This window comes from Microbacterium mangrovi (assembly GCF_000802305.1).
GTDB classification, from domain to species: Bacteria; Actinomycetota; Actinomycetes; order Actinomycetales; family Microbacteriaceae; genus Microbacterium; species Microbacterium mangrovi.
In genome coordinates this window covers 30576-46795 of sequence record NZ_JTDK01000009.1, presented here as the reverse complement: position 1 = coordinate 46795, position 16220 = coordinate 30576, and the positions used below count along the sequence as shown (strand labels likewise).

The 16220-nt window shown below is 69.8% G+C and carries 12 protein-coding genes; all 12 read left to right on the top strand.

What is annotated here, in order from left to right; all coding sequences use genetic code 11:
- Positions 1 to 154 precede the first annotated feature (154 nt).
- The 12 genes from LK09_RS10565 (at position 155) to LK09_RS10510 (ending at position 16144) form a co-directional block, all read left to right on the top strand.
- Entirely contained in the window at positions 155 to 1555 is a 1401-nt protein-coding gene (locus LK09_RS10565) for an NAD-dependent malic enzyme (RefSeq protein WP_039399077.1), read from the top strand.
- Positions 1555 to 3177, top strand: a complete 1623-nt coding sequence (gene aceB, locus LK09_RS10560; RefSeq protein WP_039399075.1) for a malate synthase A — start codon at positions 1555 to 1557, stop codon at positions 3175 to 3177. The genes LK09_RS10565 and aceB overlap by 1 nt, the downstream gene beginning before the upstream one ends.
- Positions 3177 to 4430 (top strand): DUF6986 family protein, encoded by a 1254-nt coding sequence (locus LK09_RS10555; RefSeq protein ID WP_039399073.1) that lies wholly within the window; start codon positions 3177 to 3179, stop codon positions 4428 to 4430. The genes aceB and LK09_RS10555 overlap by 1 nt, the downstream gene beginning before the upstream one ends.
- A gap of 31 nt (positions 4431 to 4461) precedes the next feature.
- Entirely contained in the window at positions 4462 to 5274 is an 813-nt protein-coding gene (locus LK09_RS10550) for a bifunctional allantoicase/(S)-ureidoglycine aminohydrolase (RefSeq protein WP_039399071.1), read from the top strand.
- Positions 5275 to 5441: 167 nt separating this feature from the next.
- Positions 5442 to 6182 (top strand): hypothetical protein, encoded by a 741-nt coding sequence (locus tag LK09_RS10545; protein ID WP_156138734.1) that lies wholly within the window; start codon positions 5442 to 5444, stop codon positions 6180 to 6182.
- 10 nt (positions 6183 to 6192) lie between these two features.
- Positions 6193 to 6396, top strand: a complete 204-nt coding sequence (locus tag LK09_RS10540) for a hypothetical protein (RefSeq protein ID WP_039399067.1) — start codon at positions 6193 to 6195, stop codon at positions 6394 to 6396.
- A 267-nt stretch (positions 6397 to 6663) separates the two neighbouring features.
- Complete coding sequence (gene pstC, locus LK09_RS10535; protein ID WP_231563015.1) at positions 6664 to 7674, top strand: phosphate ABC transporter permease subunit PstC; 1011 nt, start codon at positions 6664 to 6666, stop codon at positions 7672 to 7674.
- The gene (pstA, locus tag LK09_RS10530; protein ID WP_231563014.1) at positions 7671 to 8957 is read left to right on the top strand and encodes a phosphate ABC transporter permease PstA; all 1287 of its coding nucleotides are present in this window, start codon (positions 7671 to 7673) and stop codon (positions 8955 to 8957) included. Before pstC ends, pstA begins: the two co-directional genes overlap by 4 nt.
- Positions 8950 to 10629, top strand: a complete 1680-nt coding sequence (locus LK09_RS10525; RefSeq protein ID WP_231563013.1) for a phosphate ABC transporter substrate-binding protein PstS — start codon at positions 8950 to 8952, stop codon at positions 10627 to 10629. Before pstA ends, LK09_RS10525 begins: the two co-directional genes overlap by 8 nt.
- A complete protein-coding gene (locus tag LK09_RS10520; protein WP_039399064.1) occupies positions 10629 to 13172 on the top strand; it encodes a hypothetical protein in 2544 nt (847 codons plus the stop codon). Before LK09_RS10525 ends, LK09_RS10520 begins: the two co-directional genes overlap by 1 nt.
- Before the next feature lie 123 nt (positions 13173 to 13295).
- Positions 13296 to 15179, top strand: a complete 1884-nt coding sequence (locus LK09_RS10515; RefSeq protein ID WP_039399062.1) for an Ig-like domain repeat protein — start codon at positions 13296 to 13298, stop codon at positions 15177 to 15179.
- Positions 15180 to 15235: 56 nt separating this feature from the next.
- Positions 15236 to 16144: a sortase gene (locus LK09_RS10510; protein WP_156138732.1), complete on the top strand. Its 909-nt coding sequence runs from the start codon at positions 15236 to 15238 to the stop codon at positions 16142 to 16144.
- Positions 16145 to 16220: the final 76 nt, after the last annotated feature.

The window sequence follows — 16220 nt, the reverse complement described above, 5'->3', positions numbered from 1 at the left end:
GCGCGACGCTCCGGCAGCGGCTCCAGAGTGTTGCTTTTCCACATCGCAGACTCTAAACTCCATAATGTGAAATTCGCGATGGGGTAGGACCACGCGGAACCACACGATCACCGAACTTGATCACGGGGCGCAGCCGCCCCCGAGAGGACGACCCATGGCGAACACGAGTCCCGGATACTCCATCCAGCTGCGAGCCGAGGCATCGGTGCGCGGAACGGCCACCCAGGAGATCGTCACGACGATCACCGAGGCGGGCGCGCTGGTCCACGGCCTGACCGTCGACGACTCCGGCCACGAACGCCTGGTCATCGACCTCACGATCTACACCTCCAGCGTCGCCCACGCCGAGCAGGTCGCGAACGCGATCGCGGCGATCGACGACGTCACCGTGCTCGAAGCCGTCGACCGCACCTTCGCCCTGCACGAGGGCGGCAAGCTCAGCGTCGACCCGTCGGCTCCGCTGCTCGACCGCGACGACCTCTCCCGCGCGTACACCCCGGGCGTCGCCCGCGTGTGCCTCGACATCGCCGCGAACCCCGAGAACGCCAAGCGCTACACGGTCAAGGGCAACACCGTCGCGGTCGTCACGGACGGCTCCGCGGTGCTCGGCCTCGGCAACATCGGCGCTGCGGCATCCCTGCCCGTCATGGAGGGCAAGGCGGTGCTGTTCAAGCAGTTCGCCGGGGTGGATGCCTGGCCCGTCGCGCTGGACACCCAGGACACCGAGGAGATCATCGCCATCGTCAAGGCGATCGCGCCGACCTACGGCGGCATCAACCTCGAGGACATCGCCGCCCCGCGCTGCTTCGAGATCGAGCGCCGCCTGCGCGAAGAGCTCGACATCCCCGTCTTCCACGACGACCAGCACGGCACCGCGATCGTGACCCTGGCCGCACTCGTGAACGCGCTCAAGCTCGTCGGCAAGAACATCGAAGACGTCAAGATCGTCATCTCCGGCGTCGGCGCCGCCGGCAACGCCATCATCCAGCTGCTGCAGGCCGAGGGCGCACGCCACATCGTCGCCGCCGGCCGGTCGGGCATCATCCACGGCGGCGAGACGTACACCGACGCGCACCGCACCTGGATCGCCGCGAACACCAACGCCCTGGGCCAGAGCGGCTCGCTCGCCGACGCCCTCGTCGGCGCCGACGTCTTCATCGGCGTCTCGGCCCCCGACCTGTTCGGCGAGGTGGAGCTGGCCAGCATGGCCGACGACGCGATCGTCTTCGCGATGGCCAACCCCGACCCCGAGGTCGACCCCAAGGTCGCCTCCCGCTACGCCGCCGTGGTCGCCACCGGCCGCAGCGACTTCCCCAACCAGATCAACAACGTGCTGGCGTTCCCCGGCCTGTTCCGGGGGCTCCTGGATGCCGGGGCCTCCGACATCACCACCGAGATGCTGGTCGGCGCGGCACGCGCCATCGCCTCCTGCGTCGGCGACGATGAGCTGAACGCCCAGTACATCATCCCCAGCGCGTTCGACGAGAATGTGGCTGGCGCCGTCGCTACCAGCGTGGCCGCGGCCGCCAAGGAAGCAGAAGGAGCACTTGTCTGATGACCATCGAGATCACCCGACCCGCACAGGTCGAAGGCGCCGATGAGATCCTCACCCCCGAAGCCCTCGCCTTCGTCGAGCAGCTTCACCAGCGCTTCGCGGGGCGCCGCAACGACCTGCTGGATGCCCGCAAGGTGAAGCGCGAGCAGGTCGCCCAGACCGGCACCCTCGACTTCCTCGACGACACCCGCGACGTGCGCGAGGGGGAGTGGCAGGTCGCCGAGGCGCCCGCCGCCCTGCAGGACCGCCGCGTCGAGATCACCGGGCCGGCCGCCGACCCGAAGATGGCGATCAACGCCCTCAACTCCGGCGCCAAGGTGTGGCTCGCCGACCTCGAGGACGCCACCAGCCCGACGTGGGAGAACCAGGTCGGCAGCATCCGCATCCTCCGCGACGCGGCCCTCGGCACCCTCACCTACGTCTCCCCGCAGGGCAAGCAGTACGCGCTGCGCGCCGACATCGCCCGGCCGACCGTCGTGGCGCGTCCGCGCGGCTGGCACCTGCCCGAGAACCACGTGCTCGTCGACGGCGAGATCGCCGTGGGTGCGCTCGTCGACTTCGGGCTGCACTTCTTCCACGTGGCGAAGATCCTGCTCGAGAACGGCGCCGGTCCGTACTACTACCTGCCCAAGATGGAGAGCCACCTCGAGGCGCGCCTCTGGAACGACGTCTTCACCTACGCGCAGGAGGCGCTCGGCATCCCCTTCGGCACGATCCGCGCCACGGTGCTGATCGAGACGATCACCGCCGCGTACGAGATGGAGGAGATCCTCTACGAGCTGCGCGACCACGCCTCGGGCCTGAACGCCGGGCGCTGGGACTACCTGTTCAGCTTCATCAAGGTGTTCCGCGACCAGGGCGCCGAGTTCACCGTGCCCGACCGCGCCGACGTCTCGATGACGGCGCCGTTCATGCGCGCGTACACCGAGCTGCTGGTGAAGACGTGCCACAAGCGCGGCGCGTTCGCCGTCGGCGGCATGGCCGCGTTCATCCCGTCGAAGAAGGACCCGGAGGCCGCCGAGGCCGCCTTCACCAAGGTGCGCGCCGACAAGACCCGCGAGGCCGGCGACGGCTTCGACGGGTCGTGGGTCGCCCACCCGGGCCTCGTCTCGGTGTGCCGCGAGGTGTTCGACGGCGTGCTCGGCGACAAGCCGAACCAGCTCGACCGGCAGCGCCCCGAGGTCGAGGTGACCGCGGCGCAGCTGATCGACGTGGCATCCGCTCCCGGCCAGGTCACCGAGGCGGGCCTGCGCACCAACCTGTACGTGTCGGTCGCGTACACGGCGGTGTGGCTCTCCGGCAACGGCGCGGTCGGCATCCACAACCTCATGGAGGATGCCGCCACCGCCGAGATCTCTCGGTCGCAGGTCTGGCAGCAGATCCGCAATGCGGTCAAGCTCGACGACACCGGCGAGGTCGTCACCCGCGAGCTCGTCTCACGCGTGCTGTCCGAAGAGGTCGAGCGCCTGCGCGGCGAGGTCGACGCCGAGCGGTTCGAGCGGTACTACGTGCCCGCGGCCAAGCTGGTCTCGGACATCTGCCTCGACGAGGAGTACACCGACTTCCTGACGCTTCCCGCGTACGAGCTGCTCGACTCCATCGAGCTGGACCCGGTCGCCTGATGGCATCCGTCCTCACCGACGCCGACCGGGCCGGCATCGACGCGAAGCTCGCCGCCACCGACGAGCTGCTCGCCACCGCCTACCCGGGCGACGACGGGTCGCGTCAGCCGATCCACACGGTCTACGTCCCCGGCGACACCTACACCCACGGCCTCGAGGCCGCGTGGGGCGCTGCGGCGCTCCAGGCGGCCGAGGCCGCGGGGGGCCTCGCCGCCCTCGCCTCGCGCGTCGGCGTGCAGGCCGCGGACGTGCCGGCCGTGGCATCCCGCGTCGAAGCCAAGCTGGCCGCGGAACCCATCGAAGACCTCCGCCTCGACTTCGAGGACGGCTACGGCGACCGCGGCGCGGTCGAGGACCAGGATGCCCTGCGGGCCGCCGAACTCGTCGCCGAGTCGGTGGCATCCGGCTCCGCGGCGCCGTTCATCGGCATCCGCTTCAAGTGCTTCGAGGCACCCACGCGCGCCCGCGGCCTGCGCACCCTGGACGTGTTCCTCGGCGGGCTGATGGATGCCGGCGGGCTGCCGGACGGCCTCACCCTGACGCTGCCGAAGGTGTCGACGGTGGCCCAGGTCGAGGCCATGGCGGATGCCGCCGCCGCGATCGAACGCGCCCACGGCCTGCCCGACGGGCGCATCCGCTTCGAAGTGCAGGTCGAGACGCCGCAGCTCATCCTCGGCGCCACCGGGCGCTCGCCGCTCGCGGAGCTGCCCACCGCCGTGCCGGGGCGCATCACCGCGTTCCACTACGGCACGTACGACTACTCCGCGTCGCTGGGCATCTCAGCGCGGTACCAGTCGATGGAGCACCCCGTCGCCGACCTCGCCAAGGAGGTCATGCAGCTCGCCGCCGCCGGCACGGGCATCCGCATCTCGGACGGCTCGACCAACATCCTCCCCGTCGGCGAGCGCGCCGAAGAGGCGTGGGCGCTGCACGCGCGGCTCGTGCGCCGCTCGCTCGAACGCGGCGTCTATCAGGGGTGGGACATGCACGCCCACAACCTGGCCACCCGCTACCTCGCCACCTATGCGTTCTACCGCGAGGGGTACCCGGCCTCGGCCGTGCGCCTGCGCAACTATCTGCAGAAGGCGGTCGGCGCGGTGCTCGACGAGCCGGCCACCGCGCGCGCCCTGGCCTGGTTCGTGCTGCGCGGCGTGCAGTGCGGCGCGATCGGCGCCGACGAGGTGCAGGCCGACATCGGCATCACCGAGGCCGAGCTGACCGTGCTCGCGCACCCGCGGCTCGCCGCCGCCTGAATCCGTTCCACCCGACCGAAAGGGATCGCACATGGGTTACTACACCCCGGCCGGCGGCCTGCCGCCGCAGACCGACCTGCTCACCGATCGTGCCGTCGTCAAGCTGGCGTACACCTTCATCCCGAAGGGCGTGCTGCGCGACATCGTCACCAGCAGCCTGCCCGGCTTCACCGACACGCGGGCGTGGATCATCGCCCGTCCGACCCCGAGCTCGGCGATGACGTTCTCGCAACTGATCGTCGAGATCGCGCCCGGCGGCGGGGCGCACAAGCCCGAGCCGGAGGCCGGCGTCGAGAGCGTGCTGTTCGTCACCGCTGGGGAGCTGACCCTGACCCTGGAGGGCGAGCGCCACGTGCTCGGCGAGGGCGGGTACGCGTTCATCACGCCGAACGCGCAGTGGTCCCTGGCCAACGAGGGCTCGGAGCGCACCAGCTTCCACTGGATCCGCAAGGCGTACGAGTACCTCGACGGCATCGACGCCCCGGCATCCTTCGTGACCCGCGACCAGGACATCGAGCCGGTCTCGATGCCCGACACCGACGACGTGTGGGCCACCACCCGGTTCTCGGACGCGTCCGACATGGCGCACGACATGCAGGTCAACATCGTGACGTTCCAGCCCGGCGGATCGATCCCGTTCGCGGAGACCCACATCATGGAGCACGGCCTGTTCGTGCTGCAGGGCAAGGCCGTGTACCGGCTCAACGACGACTGGGTGGAGTGCGAGGCCGGCGACTACATGCTGCTGCGCGCCTTCTGCCCGCAGGCCTGCTACGCCGGTGGCCCGGAGCCCTTCCGCTACCTGCTGTACAAGGACATGAACCGCCAGATCAAGCTCACCTGAGCCGCGGCCTGGAGGCCCGGCATCCCGCTTCGGGATGCCGGGCCTTCGTCGTGTCCGGTTCCCACGGTTTCGGCGAGTTGGTACTCAAAATGCCCCGTTCGACTACTCAAAACCGCCGAACAACGATGCAGCCCCGATCCGATCCGTCAGAGTTCGAATCACCTGGGATGATCCGGGCGACCACTCACCGACGAGGGAGACAGATCCGAATGATTCAACGACTTGCGGGCATCGCGATCGCTGTTGCGGCGATGATTGGGACGACTCTTGTGGCTGTGCCGGCAAACGCTGTGCCGACCCAGGCCCATGTCGTAACCGACAAGGACTCCAAGCCCTCGCCCGGTGACAACGGCAGACACGCGACCGAATCCGGCGGCCCGACCATGACGCTGACGAGCGAGCAACTGGACGACATCTACCCGGGTGGCAGCAAGCTGCTGGACCCAGTGACGTTCGCCCGCGGCCTCAAGGAACTCGAGGCATCAGCCGTCCCGCGGACCGAAGTCCACGAGGGCAGCGAGACGTTTTACCGGTATGTGACTCCGCAGGGTTCGGTGACGCTCCCGAGCGCAGCCGACTACATGGCATCGGTTGACGCCGCGAACCAGACCACATCAGATCAGAACAGGCTCCAGATCTCAGTACGGAGCAAGAGCGGCAAGTGGGCGATGGGCTTCAACTCCGTTGACCAGGCTGCTCTCGCCTCTGGAGCCGCCGCCGCGGCGACTTTCGGGATCTGCCTCATCCCCGCAGTCGGAAACCTTGCGTGCGGGATTTTGAGCGTCGGCGTCTCTGTGGCGATGGCCTACGTCGTTGCGCACGGTGTGTGCAGCAAGGGGCAGATGCTTTGGTGGTATGACGTGAAGGGCGGCTCGGTCGTCCATTGCCGATCCACCGCCCCGTTCTGAGGAGCCGTCGATGCGTGACTGGCTGATCCTCCTGAGCTTTGGCGTCCTGTCGATCACGGTCGTCGTGGTGATGGCCTATGTGCTGCCCCGGGGGACCGCAAGCACGGTCGCCGTTGGTGCCGTCATTGTGTTCAGCGGGTTGGGCTCCTCGATTGGCGCCCAGTACATCCGCCACCGTCACGCCGCGCTCCGCGTTCCGCGCGACGACCAGTAGTCGGGCCGCGAGGCCCGGCATCCCGATTCGGGATGCCGGGCCTTTGTCGTGTCCGGCGGGTGATCGCTCAACCGACAAGAATTGCAGCTGCGCGCGACCGATCTTGTCGGTTGAAGCAAGAGGAGCGACGCTCAACCGACAAGAACGGTCGCCACCGGGAGCGAATCTTGTCGGCTGAAGGCGGAAGTCGCGGGCGGGCACGGGACGTGCACCGTCCGTTCACCGGGCGGTCGCGGCGCGGACATCCGGACTGAGCACACTCAGACGGTGCACGCGGTGACGGAGACCGAGGTGATCGAGATTCCCGCCGATCAGCCCCGGAAGATCAAGGTCGTCCGCGACCTCCCGGACAAGCTGTTCCGCGGGGTCGCGACGTCGGGCGGCGTCACCGTGCTCGCGGTGATGCTGCTGATCGGCGCGTTCCTCGCGATCAAGGCGACGCCCGCCCTGGACGAGGCCGGGGTGTCGTTCCTGACCACCCAGGCGTGGAACACCGACGCCCACCAGTTCGGCATCGCAGCGGTCATCCCCGGCACGATCTTCATCGCCGCGGTCGCCGTGTGCGTCGCGGTGCCGCTGTCGACCGCGACGGCGCTCTACATCACCGAGTACGCGCCGCGCCGGATGAAGAGCATCCTCGTCGGCGTCATCGACCTGATGGCGGCCATCCCGTCGGTCGTCTTCGGCCTGTGGGGATTCTTCTTCTTCCAGGCGCAGGTCGCGCCCGTGTCGGCGTGGATCGCGCAGAACTTCGGGTGGATCCCGATCTTCCACGTCAAGGATGTCGGCCCGGACACGCCCATCTCCACCTATACGATCTTCACCTCGTCGACCCTCATCGCCGGCTTCGTCGTGGCCCTCATGATCACCCCGGTGGTCACCTCGATCATGCGCGAGGTGTTCTCGCAGGTACCGATCGGCGAGCGCGAGGGCGCGCTCGGACTCGGGTCGACCCGCTGGGGCGTGATCCGCTCCGTGGTGCTGCCGTTCGGCCGCGGCGGCATGATCGGCGGCACGATGCTCGGTCTCGGCCGGGCGCTCGGCGAGACGATCGCGGTGTACATGATCATCTCGCCGGTGTTCACCATCCAGCCGCACATCCTGCAGTCCGGTGCGATCTCGGTGTCGTCGCTGATCGCCCTGAGCTTTGCGGAGGCCAACTCCTTCGGGCTGTCCGCGCTGATGGCCGCCGGTCTCGCGCTGTTCCTCATGACGCTGCTCATCAACTACCTGGCATCCCTCGTCGTCGCCCGCTCCCGATCGGGGGCGAGCAGTTGAGCGCCTCGGTCGACGCGGACGAGCTGGTCGAGCAGACCGAGCTTCCGCGACACGATGCCCCGGCCGGGCCCGAGCAGTGTCGGCAGACCGCCGGCGCGCGCATCGGCGACACGCTGTCGCTGGCGGGCGCCCTCATCGCCGCGATCGCGCTGACCGGGGTCATCGCCACGCAGGTCATGCCGATCCAGGGTCCGCTGGCATTCATCCTCGTGTCGTACGTGTTCTTCGTCGCGATCTACGCGGTGCTCGTCCGGCTCGAAGAGACCGGCCCGGTGATGGTCGACCGCGTGGTCGCGGTGCTCGTGCACACCGGCGCGTTCGTCCTCGTGCTGGCCCTCACGAGCGTGCTGATCTACCCGCTGCTGCGCGGCTGGCAGGCGCTCTGGCACGCGAACCTGTTCAGCCAGGACATGTCGACCACCGGTCCGCTGTCGCCCCTCACGCAGGGCGGCGTCATCCACGCCATCGTCGGCACGCTCCTGCAGATCACGATCGCCCTGGTGATCACGGTGCCGCTCGGAATCACCACGGCGCTGTTCCTGTCGGAGTTCCCCGGCCCGTTCTCGCGGTTCGTGCGCACCATCGTCGAGGCGATGACGGCCCTGCCGTCGATCGTGGCGGGCCTGTTCGTGCTGTCGTCGTTCATCCTGATCCTGGGCGTGGACAAGTCCGGGTTCGCCGCGGGGCTCGCGATCACCGTGATGATGCTGCCGATCATGATCCGCTCGGCGGACGTCGTGTTCCGGATGGTGCCGGGAACGCTGAAAGAGGCGAGTTTCGGCCTCGGTGCGAGCCACTTCCGCACGGTGCGCGACGTGGTGCTCCCGACCGCGCGCGGCGGGCTCACCACGGCGATCATCCTCGCGACCGCCCGCGGCATCGGCGAGACCTCGCCGGTGCTGCTCACGGCGGGCTTCGCGGCGGCGCTGAACACCGACCCGCTGCACGGGCCCATGGTGTCGCTGCCGCTCGCGGTCTTCGAGTTCGTCAAGTCGCCGCAGCCCACCATGATCGCGCGCGGCTTCGCGACTGCGGTCGTGCTGATGCTGCTCGTGCTGGTGCTGTTCATCCTGGCGCGCGTGCTCGGCTCGCAGACCGTCGCGAAGAAGGCCAAGCGCAAGCAGCGCCGGGCCGGGATGTCGCGCCGGATGCGCGACCAGTGGACCCGTGTGCGGGAACTGAGCGCGCAGGTCCCGATCCGGCGCACGCTGCCCTTCAGTACAGTGCGCCCCGAACCGTCCACCGACTCGTCTTCCCCCGACCCCGGGAGTCCTCGTGCGTAACCGCCGTCGTCCGATCGCCGCCCTCATGACGGCGATCGCCATCCTCGCCGCGCTCGGATTCGGCGCGGCCGCGCCCGCTGCCGAAGCCGCCGGGTACGCGCCGATCTCGGGAGAGGGATCGTCGTGGGCCGCGAACGCGATCGACGACTGGCGCGCGAACGTCCGGAGCGCCGGCATGACGGTGAACTTCGCCCCCACCGGCTCGGTCGCGGGCCTGACCGGGTACGCCAACGGCAGTGACGACTTCGCGGCATCCGACGTGCCCTACGGCATCCGGGGGACCACGCCGGGCGTGCCCGGCCGCGGCTTCGCGTACGTGCCCGACGTGGCCGGCGGCACCGCGCTCATGTACAACCTGACCGTGGGCGGCCAGCGCTTCACGAACCTGAAGCTCTCGGGTCCGACGATCGCGGGCATCTTCTCCGGCCGGATCACCCAGTGGAACGACGCCAAGATCAAGGCGGAGAACCCGGGCATCGCGCTGCCGTCGCTGAAGATCACCCCGGTCGTGCGCTCCGACGGCTCGGGCTCGACGGCGCAGTTCACGCTGTGGATGGCCAAGCGCTTCCCGAGTTCGTGGTCGTGCGGCGAGGTCTCGTTCTTCACCCAGTGCAGCCGGTACGACCCGACGGTGCAGCAGGCGAAGTCGGGCGACAGCGGCGTGGCCGGCTTCGTCGCCCAGGCCGGCAACGTGGGCTCGATCGGGTACGTCGAGTACTCGTACGCGCTGCAGAGCCGGTACCCGGTCGCGAAGGTCCTCAACCAGTCCGGGTTCTATGTGCTGCCGACGGCATCCAACGTCGCGGTCGCGCTGCTGAAGGCGAAGGTCAACACCGACTCGTCGAACCCCGAAACCTATCTGACGCAGAACCTCGACGCGGTCTACACCGACGCCGACCCGCGGGCGTATCCCATCTCGTCGTACTCCTACTTCGTGGTGCCGACGGCGCTGCAGAACGGGTTCACGACGGGCAAGGGGACCACGCTCGGCGCGTTCGTCGACTACGCCCTCTGCGCGGGCCAGCAGTCCGCGCCGACGCTCGGGTACTCGCCGCTGCCGATCAACCTGGTGCGCGCGGGCCTGGCCCAGGTGAAGAAGATCCCGGGCGCGGTCGCGAAGAACATCGACATCAAGCGCTGCAACAACCCGACCTTCTCGTCCGACGGCACCAACACGCTCGCCGTGAACGCGCTCTACCCCGACCTGTGCGACAAGGCCGGCGCGGCGACGACGTGCACCTACGGAACGCCCGTGCACGGCAGCAAGTCGTCGAGCTCGCAGGGGCAGAGCGACAACAACACGGTGGGCAACCACACCAGCGGCTCCACCGCAGGCGGCGCGACCACCACCGGTTCGACGACGTCGGGCGGCACGACCCCGGGCGTGCCGAAGGGCGGAACCCCGGCAGCCGGCGGCACGTCCGCCGGATCGGGTGGGACGGGCGCGGGCACCGGCGGCAACGCCACCGTCACCCTCCTCAACCCCGACGGCAAGACGTCGTGCGACCAGGACACCGGACAGTGCACGACCATCGCCGCCTCGCCGGTGATGGTCGCCGCCGACACGACCTCGGCCTTCTCGCAGTGGGCGGTGTGGATCGCGGTCGCCGCCCTGCTGCTGCTCGTCGTCGCGCCCCCGGTGCTCGTCATGATGAACCGGAAGAACCACTGATGCGCGGGGCGTGGTTCCTGCGCGGCTGGCGCAAGTACGTCACCGCCGTGGTGCTCATCGGCGACCTCACCCTCGGCTCGTACTCCGCCGCGATGGCGGTCACGACCGCGGCGCCGGCCGCGGCATCCAGCGCGACGACGTCGAGTGCCGTCATGGTCAAGTGGAGCGAGGGACGCACCCTCGACCCGACCGACAAGAACCAGCCGCTGTTCTCGAACCTCGCCGTCACCGTGTCGCAGACCGAGGACCTCACCGACCAGGGTCTGCGTGTCTCGTGGACCGGGGGAACCCCGACCAAGAGCACCGGCGCACCCGGCGACTACCTGCAGATCATGCAGTGCTGGGCGAGCAAGGGAGCCGCCGGTCCCACCCCTGAGCAGTGCCAGTGGGGCGCACCGAACGCAGCGCTGTCCAGCCAGATGGGGCTCGCCGCGGCATCCCGGAGCCTCCTCACCGGCGCGCAGGCCGACCCCGCCGAGCTGCCGAACGGCACCTGCACCGCCGACCACACCCACTCGCAGACGCACCAGAGAGCCGGATGCCTCGTGCCGTTCTGGTCGATCGACGACCCGAACAAGACGGCGCTCGGCTGGATGAACGACCAGTACAACCTGCCCCCCTTCGGCGCGGCGCAGAGCAACGAGGCATCCTTCGTGCGCACGGCCGCCGACGGCACCGGGCAGTACATCTTCAACCTGCAGAGTGCGCTGACCTCGCCCTATCTGGGCTGCGGCGATCCGGCGGCCGCCGCCGCCGGCGACCGCTGCTATCTGGTCGTCGTGCCGCGCGGCGAGTACAACCTCAACGGCGAGCTCGCCGCCGACGAGGCGCAGGACTCCGGGTACGGGTCGAACTACAACTACGTCGCCGGGTCGCCACTGTCGGCCGGCGCGTGGCGCAACCGCATCCAGATCCCCCTGACGTTCTCGCCGATCGGCACCAGCTGCAGGCTCGGCGCCTCCACCGTGCGCACCGCCGGCACCGAGCTCGCCGCGGGCGCGTTCGCCTCGTGGCAGGCCGCCTTGTGCGGCCAGGGCGCGACGCTCGGATACTCCGAGATCACCGATTCGCAGGCCCGCACCGCCCTGACCGCGGGCGGCACGGCGATGAACTTCCTGTCGAACAAGCCGGATGCCGCGGACACCGCCGGCGCCACGATCCAGTACGCCCCCGTGGCGACTTCGGGCATCGTCATCAGCTACCTGATCGACAAGAACTACCGGCCCGACAAATCGAACCCCGATCTCGGAGCCAACGGCACGCTCGTCGACGACCTGCGCCTCACCCCCCTGCTCGTGGCGAAGCTCCTCACCCAGTCGTACCGGTCCGACACCCCCGGTGACGGGCACGGCGCGGGCGCCACCGTGCCGGCATCCAACCCGGACAGCCTGCTGCAGGACCCCGACTTCCTCGCGCTGAACCCCGACTTCAAATACTTCTATCCGACGCAGACGCCGGAGGGACTCATCGTGCCCTTCGGTGATACCGACTCGGCGATGAAGGTGTGGGCGTGGCTGCGGTCCGACCCGCAGGCGAAGAGCTTCCTCGCCGGCAACGAGGTCGACGGCGCGACCATCAACGGCGCGTACAAGGCCTTGAACCTCGCCACGGATGCCACCGTCTCGTCGTTCCCCAAGAACGACGCGTCCACGTTCCGCACCGGCGACTGGCCCGCACCCGGCTACGGGACGCTCGACATGCGGCCCTACGCGACCGACTTCGGCAACGCCGCCGTGCGCACCTACACCGCGAACGCCGGACTGAAGACCACCTGGGACACCACTCTTAGCCCGCCGCAGGCCACGAGCTCCGGACCCCAGGTGCCCGGCAACCGGTTCGAGCTGGCGATCACCACCTCGGAGGCGGCCGCCCTGTCCGGGCTGCCCACCGCCGCGCTCGTCTCGTCGCCGACCGACACGTCGGCCGGGGTCACGCCGACCTCGACGGCGCTCGCCGAGGGGCTGGCGGGCGTCCCCGGCGGCTACCCGCTCACCATGCAGACGTACGCCGCGATCAACGTGTGCCAGACCGGTCTGTCGGATCTCACCGCGGATGCCGCGTTCCTCGAGTACGCCGCCGGCGCCGGGCAGGCGCAGGGCACGAAGCTCGGCCAGCTGCCACCCGGCTACGCGCCCCTGACGGCGGAGCAGAAGGCCCAGGCATCCGCTGCGGCCGCCGGCCTCCGCGCCGAGGTGAAGAACCCGCAGTGCGCGTCGCACAAGGCCGCGCCGCCCGTGACGACACCGCCCGCGGGCACGGGAACCACCGGCGGCGGGGGTGCCGGGACGATCCCGTCCGGTCCCGGTGCCGGCGGGACGGTCCCGGGTGTGCCGGGCGGCTCCTCGGTCGGCGCCGCCCCGGCATCCGACACGGGCAAGGCGCCCGCCGCGGCCGCGGCATCCGCGGAGCTCCCGGGATCGGTCACACCCGCCGCGAGCGTCGCCCCCGCCGGGCAGTACGCGCTCCTCGCCGCCCTCTGCTTCTTCGTGCCGTGCGCCGTGTTCGGGCCGACCCTGCTCGCTCGCGCCCGGCGGCGCGCCTGACGTCGCCGAGGCTTCATGGATCGTTCACCATCCGTCGTCCTGTCGTCCGCCCGGCGACCCTAGCTTCGGATCGGACTGAGACCGCGAGTGGCGGACAGCATCCTGAGAAAGGAAAAGACCTTCATGAAGGTGACTCGTTTCAGCAAGGTGGGTGCCGGCCTCGCCGCCGGCGTCTCGCTGAGCCTCTGCCTCGGCGCGGTTGCTGCGAACGCCGCGGGCACGCCGGTGACGGCCAACCAGGAGGACCCCCAGGCGTCGCACATCGGCACCTACACGCTCGTCGGTGTCGGCTCCGACACGATCCAGGACGTCGAGTACGGCGTCAGCCAGGACCTCGGTACCTACGACGGCACACACCTCAACCTCGCCTCGTGGACGGCGACCGGCACCACCCCGCTGTCGTACCGTTCGGGCGGGGTCCCCGCGGTCGCCACCGCCCATCCGAACGGCAGCGGCGCGGGCTACACCGCGCTGAAGGAGTCCCTCGGCATGATCGCGCCGAGCGGCACCGACGGTGTCGCCCCCGGCGATGTGGACTACTCGCGCGCCTCCGGGTTCCAGGACAGCAACAACGAGAAGTTCGACGGCTCCGGCATCGTCACCGAGATCCCCTTCGCCATCGACGCCATCAGCTTCGCTGCCCCGGCGGGAAGCCCGTTCCTCAAGACGAACGGCGGCCTCGGCCTCACGCTCGAGGACCTGGCGAACATCTACGCCGGTGTCGACCAGTACGTCGACACCGTCACCGGTGCGCTCTCTGCGACGGCCACCGCGACGACCGAGCCGATCCAGGCGTTCCTGCCCAAGCCGGGCTCCGGCAGCCGCCAGTTCTTCCTGACGCAGCTGAACAAGGTGAACTCCGCCGTGCCGGTCAAGCTCGACAAGGGCGACGCCGAGTTCCCGGCCCCGTACACCAGCACCTCGGCTCCGTACGTGGGTTCCGAGATGAACACGTCGCACGAGCAGGCGCAGGAGCACGACGCCACCGTGCTGACCTCCGCCCCGGCCGGGGTCGCCGCGATCGCGCCCTTCTCGGCCGCGAAGTTCATCGGCTACCACAACGGCGTCATCGCCGACCCCGACGCGGGCAAGACGGCGGGCACAGACTACGAGCTCATTCCCTTCGACAACGGCTCGGCGAGCGTGCTCCCGTACACCGGTGACGCGTCGACCAACGCCACCCTGACGCCGAACACCGGCTACAAGGCTCCGGCCGGAAGCGTCGGGGCGATCACCCGCGAGGTGTTCAACCTCATCCCGACCGCCGCGGTCGACAACCCGAACGCGAACGTCAAGTACCGCGCCCTGTACGACACCTTCGTCGGCGCCGGCTCGAAGTTCTGCCTCGACGCCAAGGCGATCCTGGCCTACGGATTCATGACGGACGCCAACTGCGGCAACCCCTCGCGCACCGCCGGCGTCGGCTCGAGCGCCACGGTGACCGTCACCCACACGGCCGCGGTCGCCGGCAAGTCGACCGTCGTGACCGTCGCCGTGCAGTCGATCGGCAACGCCGGCGGCTCCGTCGCGCTGACCGTCAACGGCAAGGTGTACTCGGCCACGATCGCCAAGGGTCAGACCACGGCGAAGTTCACCGTCCCCACCCCGAAGGCCGGCACGATCTCCTTCGGCGGCGGCGCGAACGACGGCTTCACGCCGAACCTCTCCGGCATCTACTTCGCCTCGATCGCGCAGGGCTCGATCACCGTCGCCAAGGCCACCCCGACCGTGAAGGCGACCGCCGCGCGCGTCTCGCACACGGTCGCCGGCAAGGCCGTCGTCACGGTCGCAGCGACCGGCCTCACCCCGACCGGCAAGGTCACCGTCACCATCAAGAAGGGCACCGCCATCAAGGCGACCCGCATCGTGTCGCTCGTCGGCGGCAAGGCCACCGCGTCGCTGCCGAAGCTCCCGGTGGGGACGTACTACGTGTACGTGTCGTACACCGGTGACGCCAACGTGAACAAGACGGCGTCGACGAAGCTCACGACGCTGGCGGTCTTCTGACCTTGTCGGAGTCCGCATCCCTCGCGCGTGACACCGTCCCGGCTTCGGCCGGGGCGGTGTCACGCCGCTTCGATTCCGGCCACGCGCACCTGCGTCAGGCCATCCCGCGTCCGTCCGACCGCACGCTGCTGCAGCTGTCCGGCTGGGCGATGGTGACCTTCGCCGCGCTGTTCGTCGGATTCGTCTTCCACCTCCTCGTCTTCTCGAACCTGGCCGAGCATCGCTCCCAGGAGGTGCTCCACAGCCGGTTCCGCAACCAGCTCGCGCTCGGCACCGCACCGATCGGGCAGGTGGATGCCAAGGGCACCCTGCTCCCGATGGGCGCCCCGGTGGCGCTGGTCAGCATCCCGGCGCTCGGCATCACCGACACGGTCGTGGAGGGCACGACCGGCAGCACGCTGCTCGCCGGCCCCGGCCACCGCCGCGACACCCCGCTCCCGGGCCAGCAGGGTGTGAGCGTCCTCTACGGACGCCAGGCCGGATACGGCGGCCCGTTCAGCGGCCTCGAGTCCCTCAAGGTCGGCTCGACGATCGTCACCACGACCGGTCAGGGCACCGCGACCTACCGGGTCGTCGACGTCAGGTACGCCGGCACCCACGCGCCGGCGCTCGCGTCGGCCACGGCCGGGCGGCTGACCCTCGTCAGCTCCGCCGGGGTCCCGTTCTCCTCCGGCACCGTCGTGCGCGTGGACGCCGACCTCGTCGGCAAGGCGTTCCCGACGCCCCAGCCCGTGCTGCGCCTGGGCTCCGTCTCGGCGGCCGAGGAGCCGATGGCCTCGGACCCTTCCGGATGGATGCCGCTGCTGCTGTGGGGCGAACTCGCCATCGCCGTGACCGTCGCGATCATCCTCGCCCTGCGCCGCTGGGGGACGTGGCAGACCTGGATCGTCGGACTCTGCGTCGCGCTCCTGGTCGGCACGCAGCTGGCCGAGCAGATCGTGATCGTGCTCCCGAACCTGTACTGAACCCTCCCACCCGATTGAGGACCCCATGACCCTGACGCCGATCTCGACGGCCGACACCCGGCAGCTTCCCGCATCC

What these genes read in the sequence shown, in the direction of transcription:
- LK09_RS10540 (WP_039399067.1), top strand. Translation starts at nt 6,193, where the DNA reads ATGCGTGACTGGCTGATCCTCCTGAGCTTTGGCGTCCTGTCGATCACG.
- LK09_RS10565 (WP_039399077.1), top strand. Translation starts at nt 155, where the DNA reads ATGGCGAACACGAGTCCCGGATACTCCATCCAGCTGCGAGCCGAGGCA.
- LK09_RS10520 (WP_039399064.1), top strand. Translation starts at nt 10,629, where the DNA reads ATGCGCGGGGCGTGGTTCCTGCGCGGCTGGCGCAAGTACGTCACCGCC.
- LK09_RS10555 (WP_039399073.1), top strand. Translation starts at nt 3,177, where the DNA reads ATGGCATCCGTCCTCACCGACGCCGACCGGGCCGGCATCGACGCGAAG.
- LK09_RS10550 (WP_039399071.1), top strand. Translation starts at nt 4,462, where the DNA reads ATGGGTTACTACACCCCGGCCGGCGGCCTGCCGCCGCAGACCGACCTG.
- aceB (WP_039399075.1), top strand. Translation starts at nt 1,555, where the DNA reads ATGACCATCGAGATCACCCGACCCGCACAGGTCGAAGGCGCCGATGAG.
- LK09_RS10515 (WP_039399062.1), top strand. Translation starts at nt 13,296, where the DNA reads ATGAAGGTGACTCGTTTCAGCAAGGTGGGTGCCGGCCTCGCCGCCGGC.
- LK09_RS10545 (WP_156138734.1), top strand. Translation starts at nt 5,442, where the DNA reads ATGATCCGGGCGACCACTCACCGACGAGGGAGACAGATCCGAATGATT.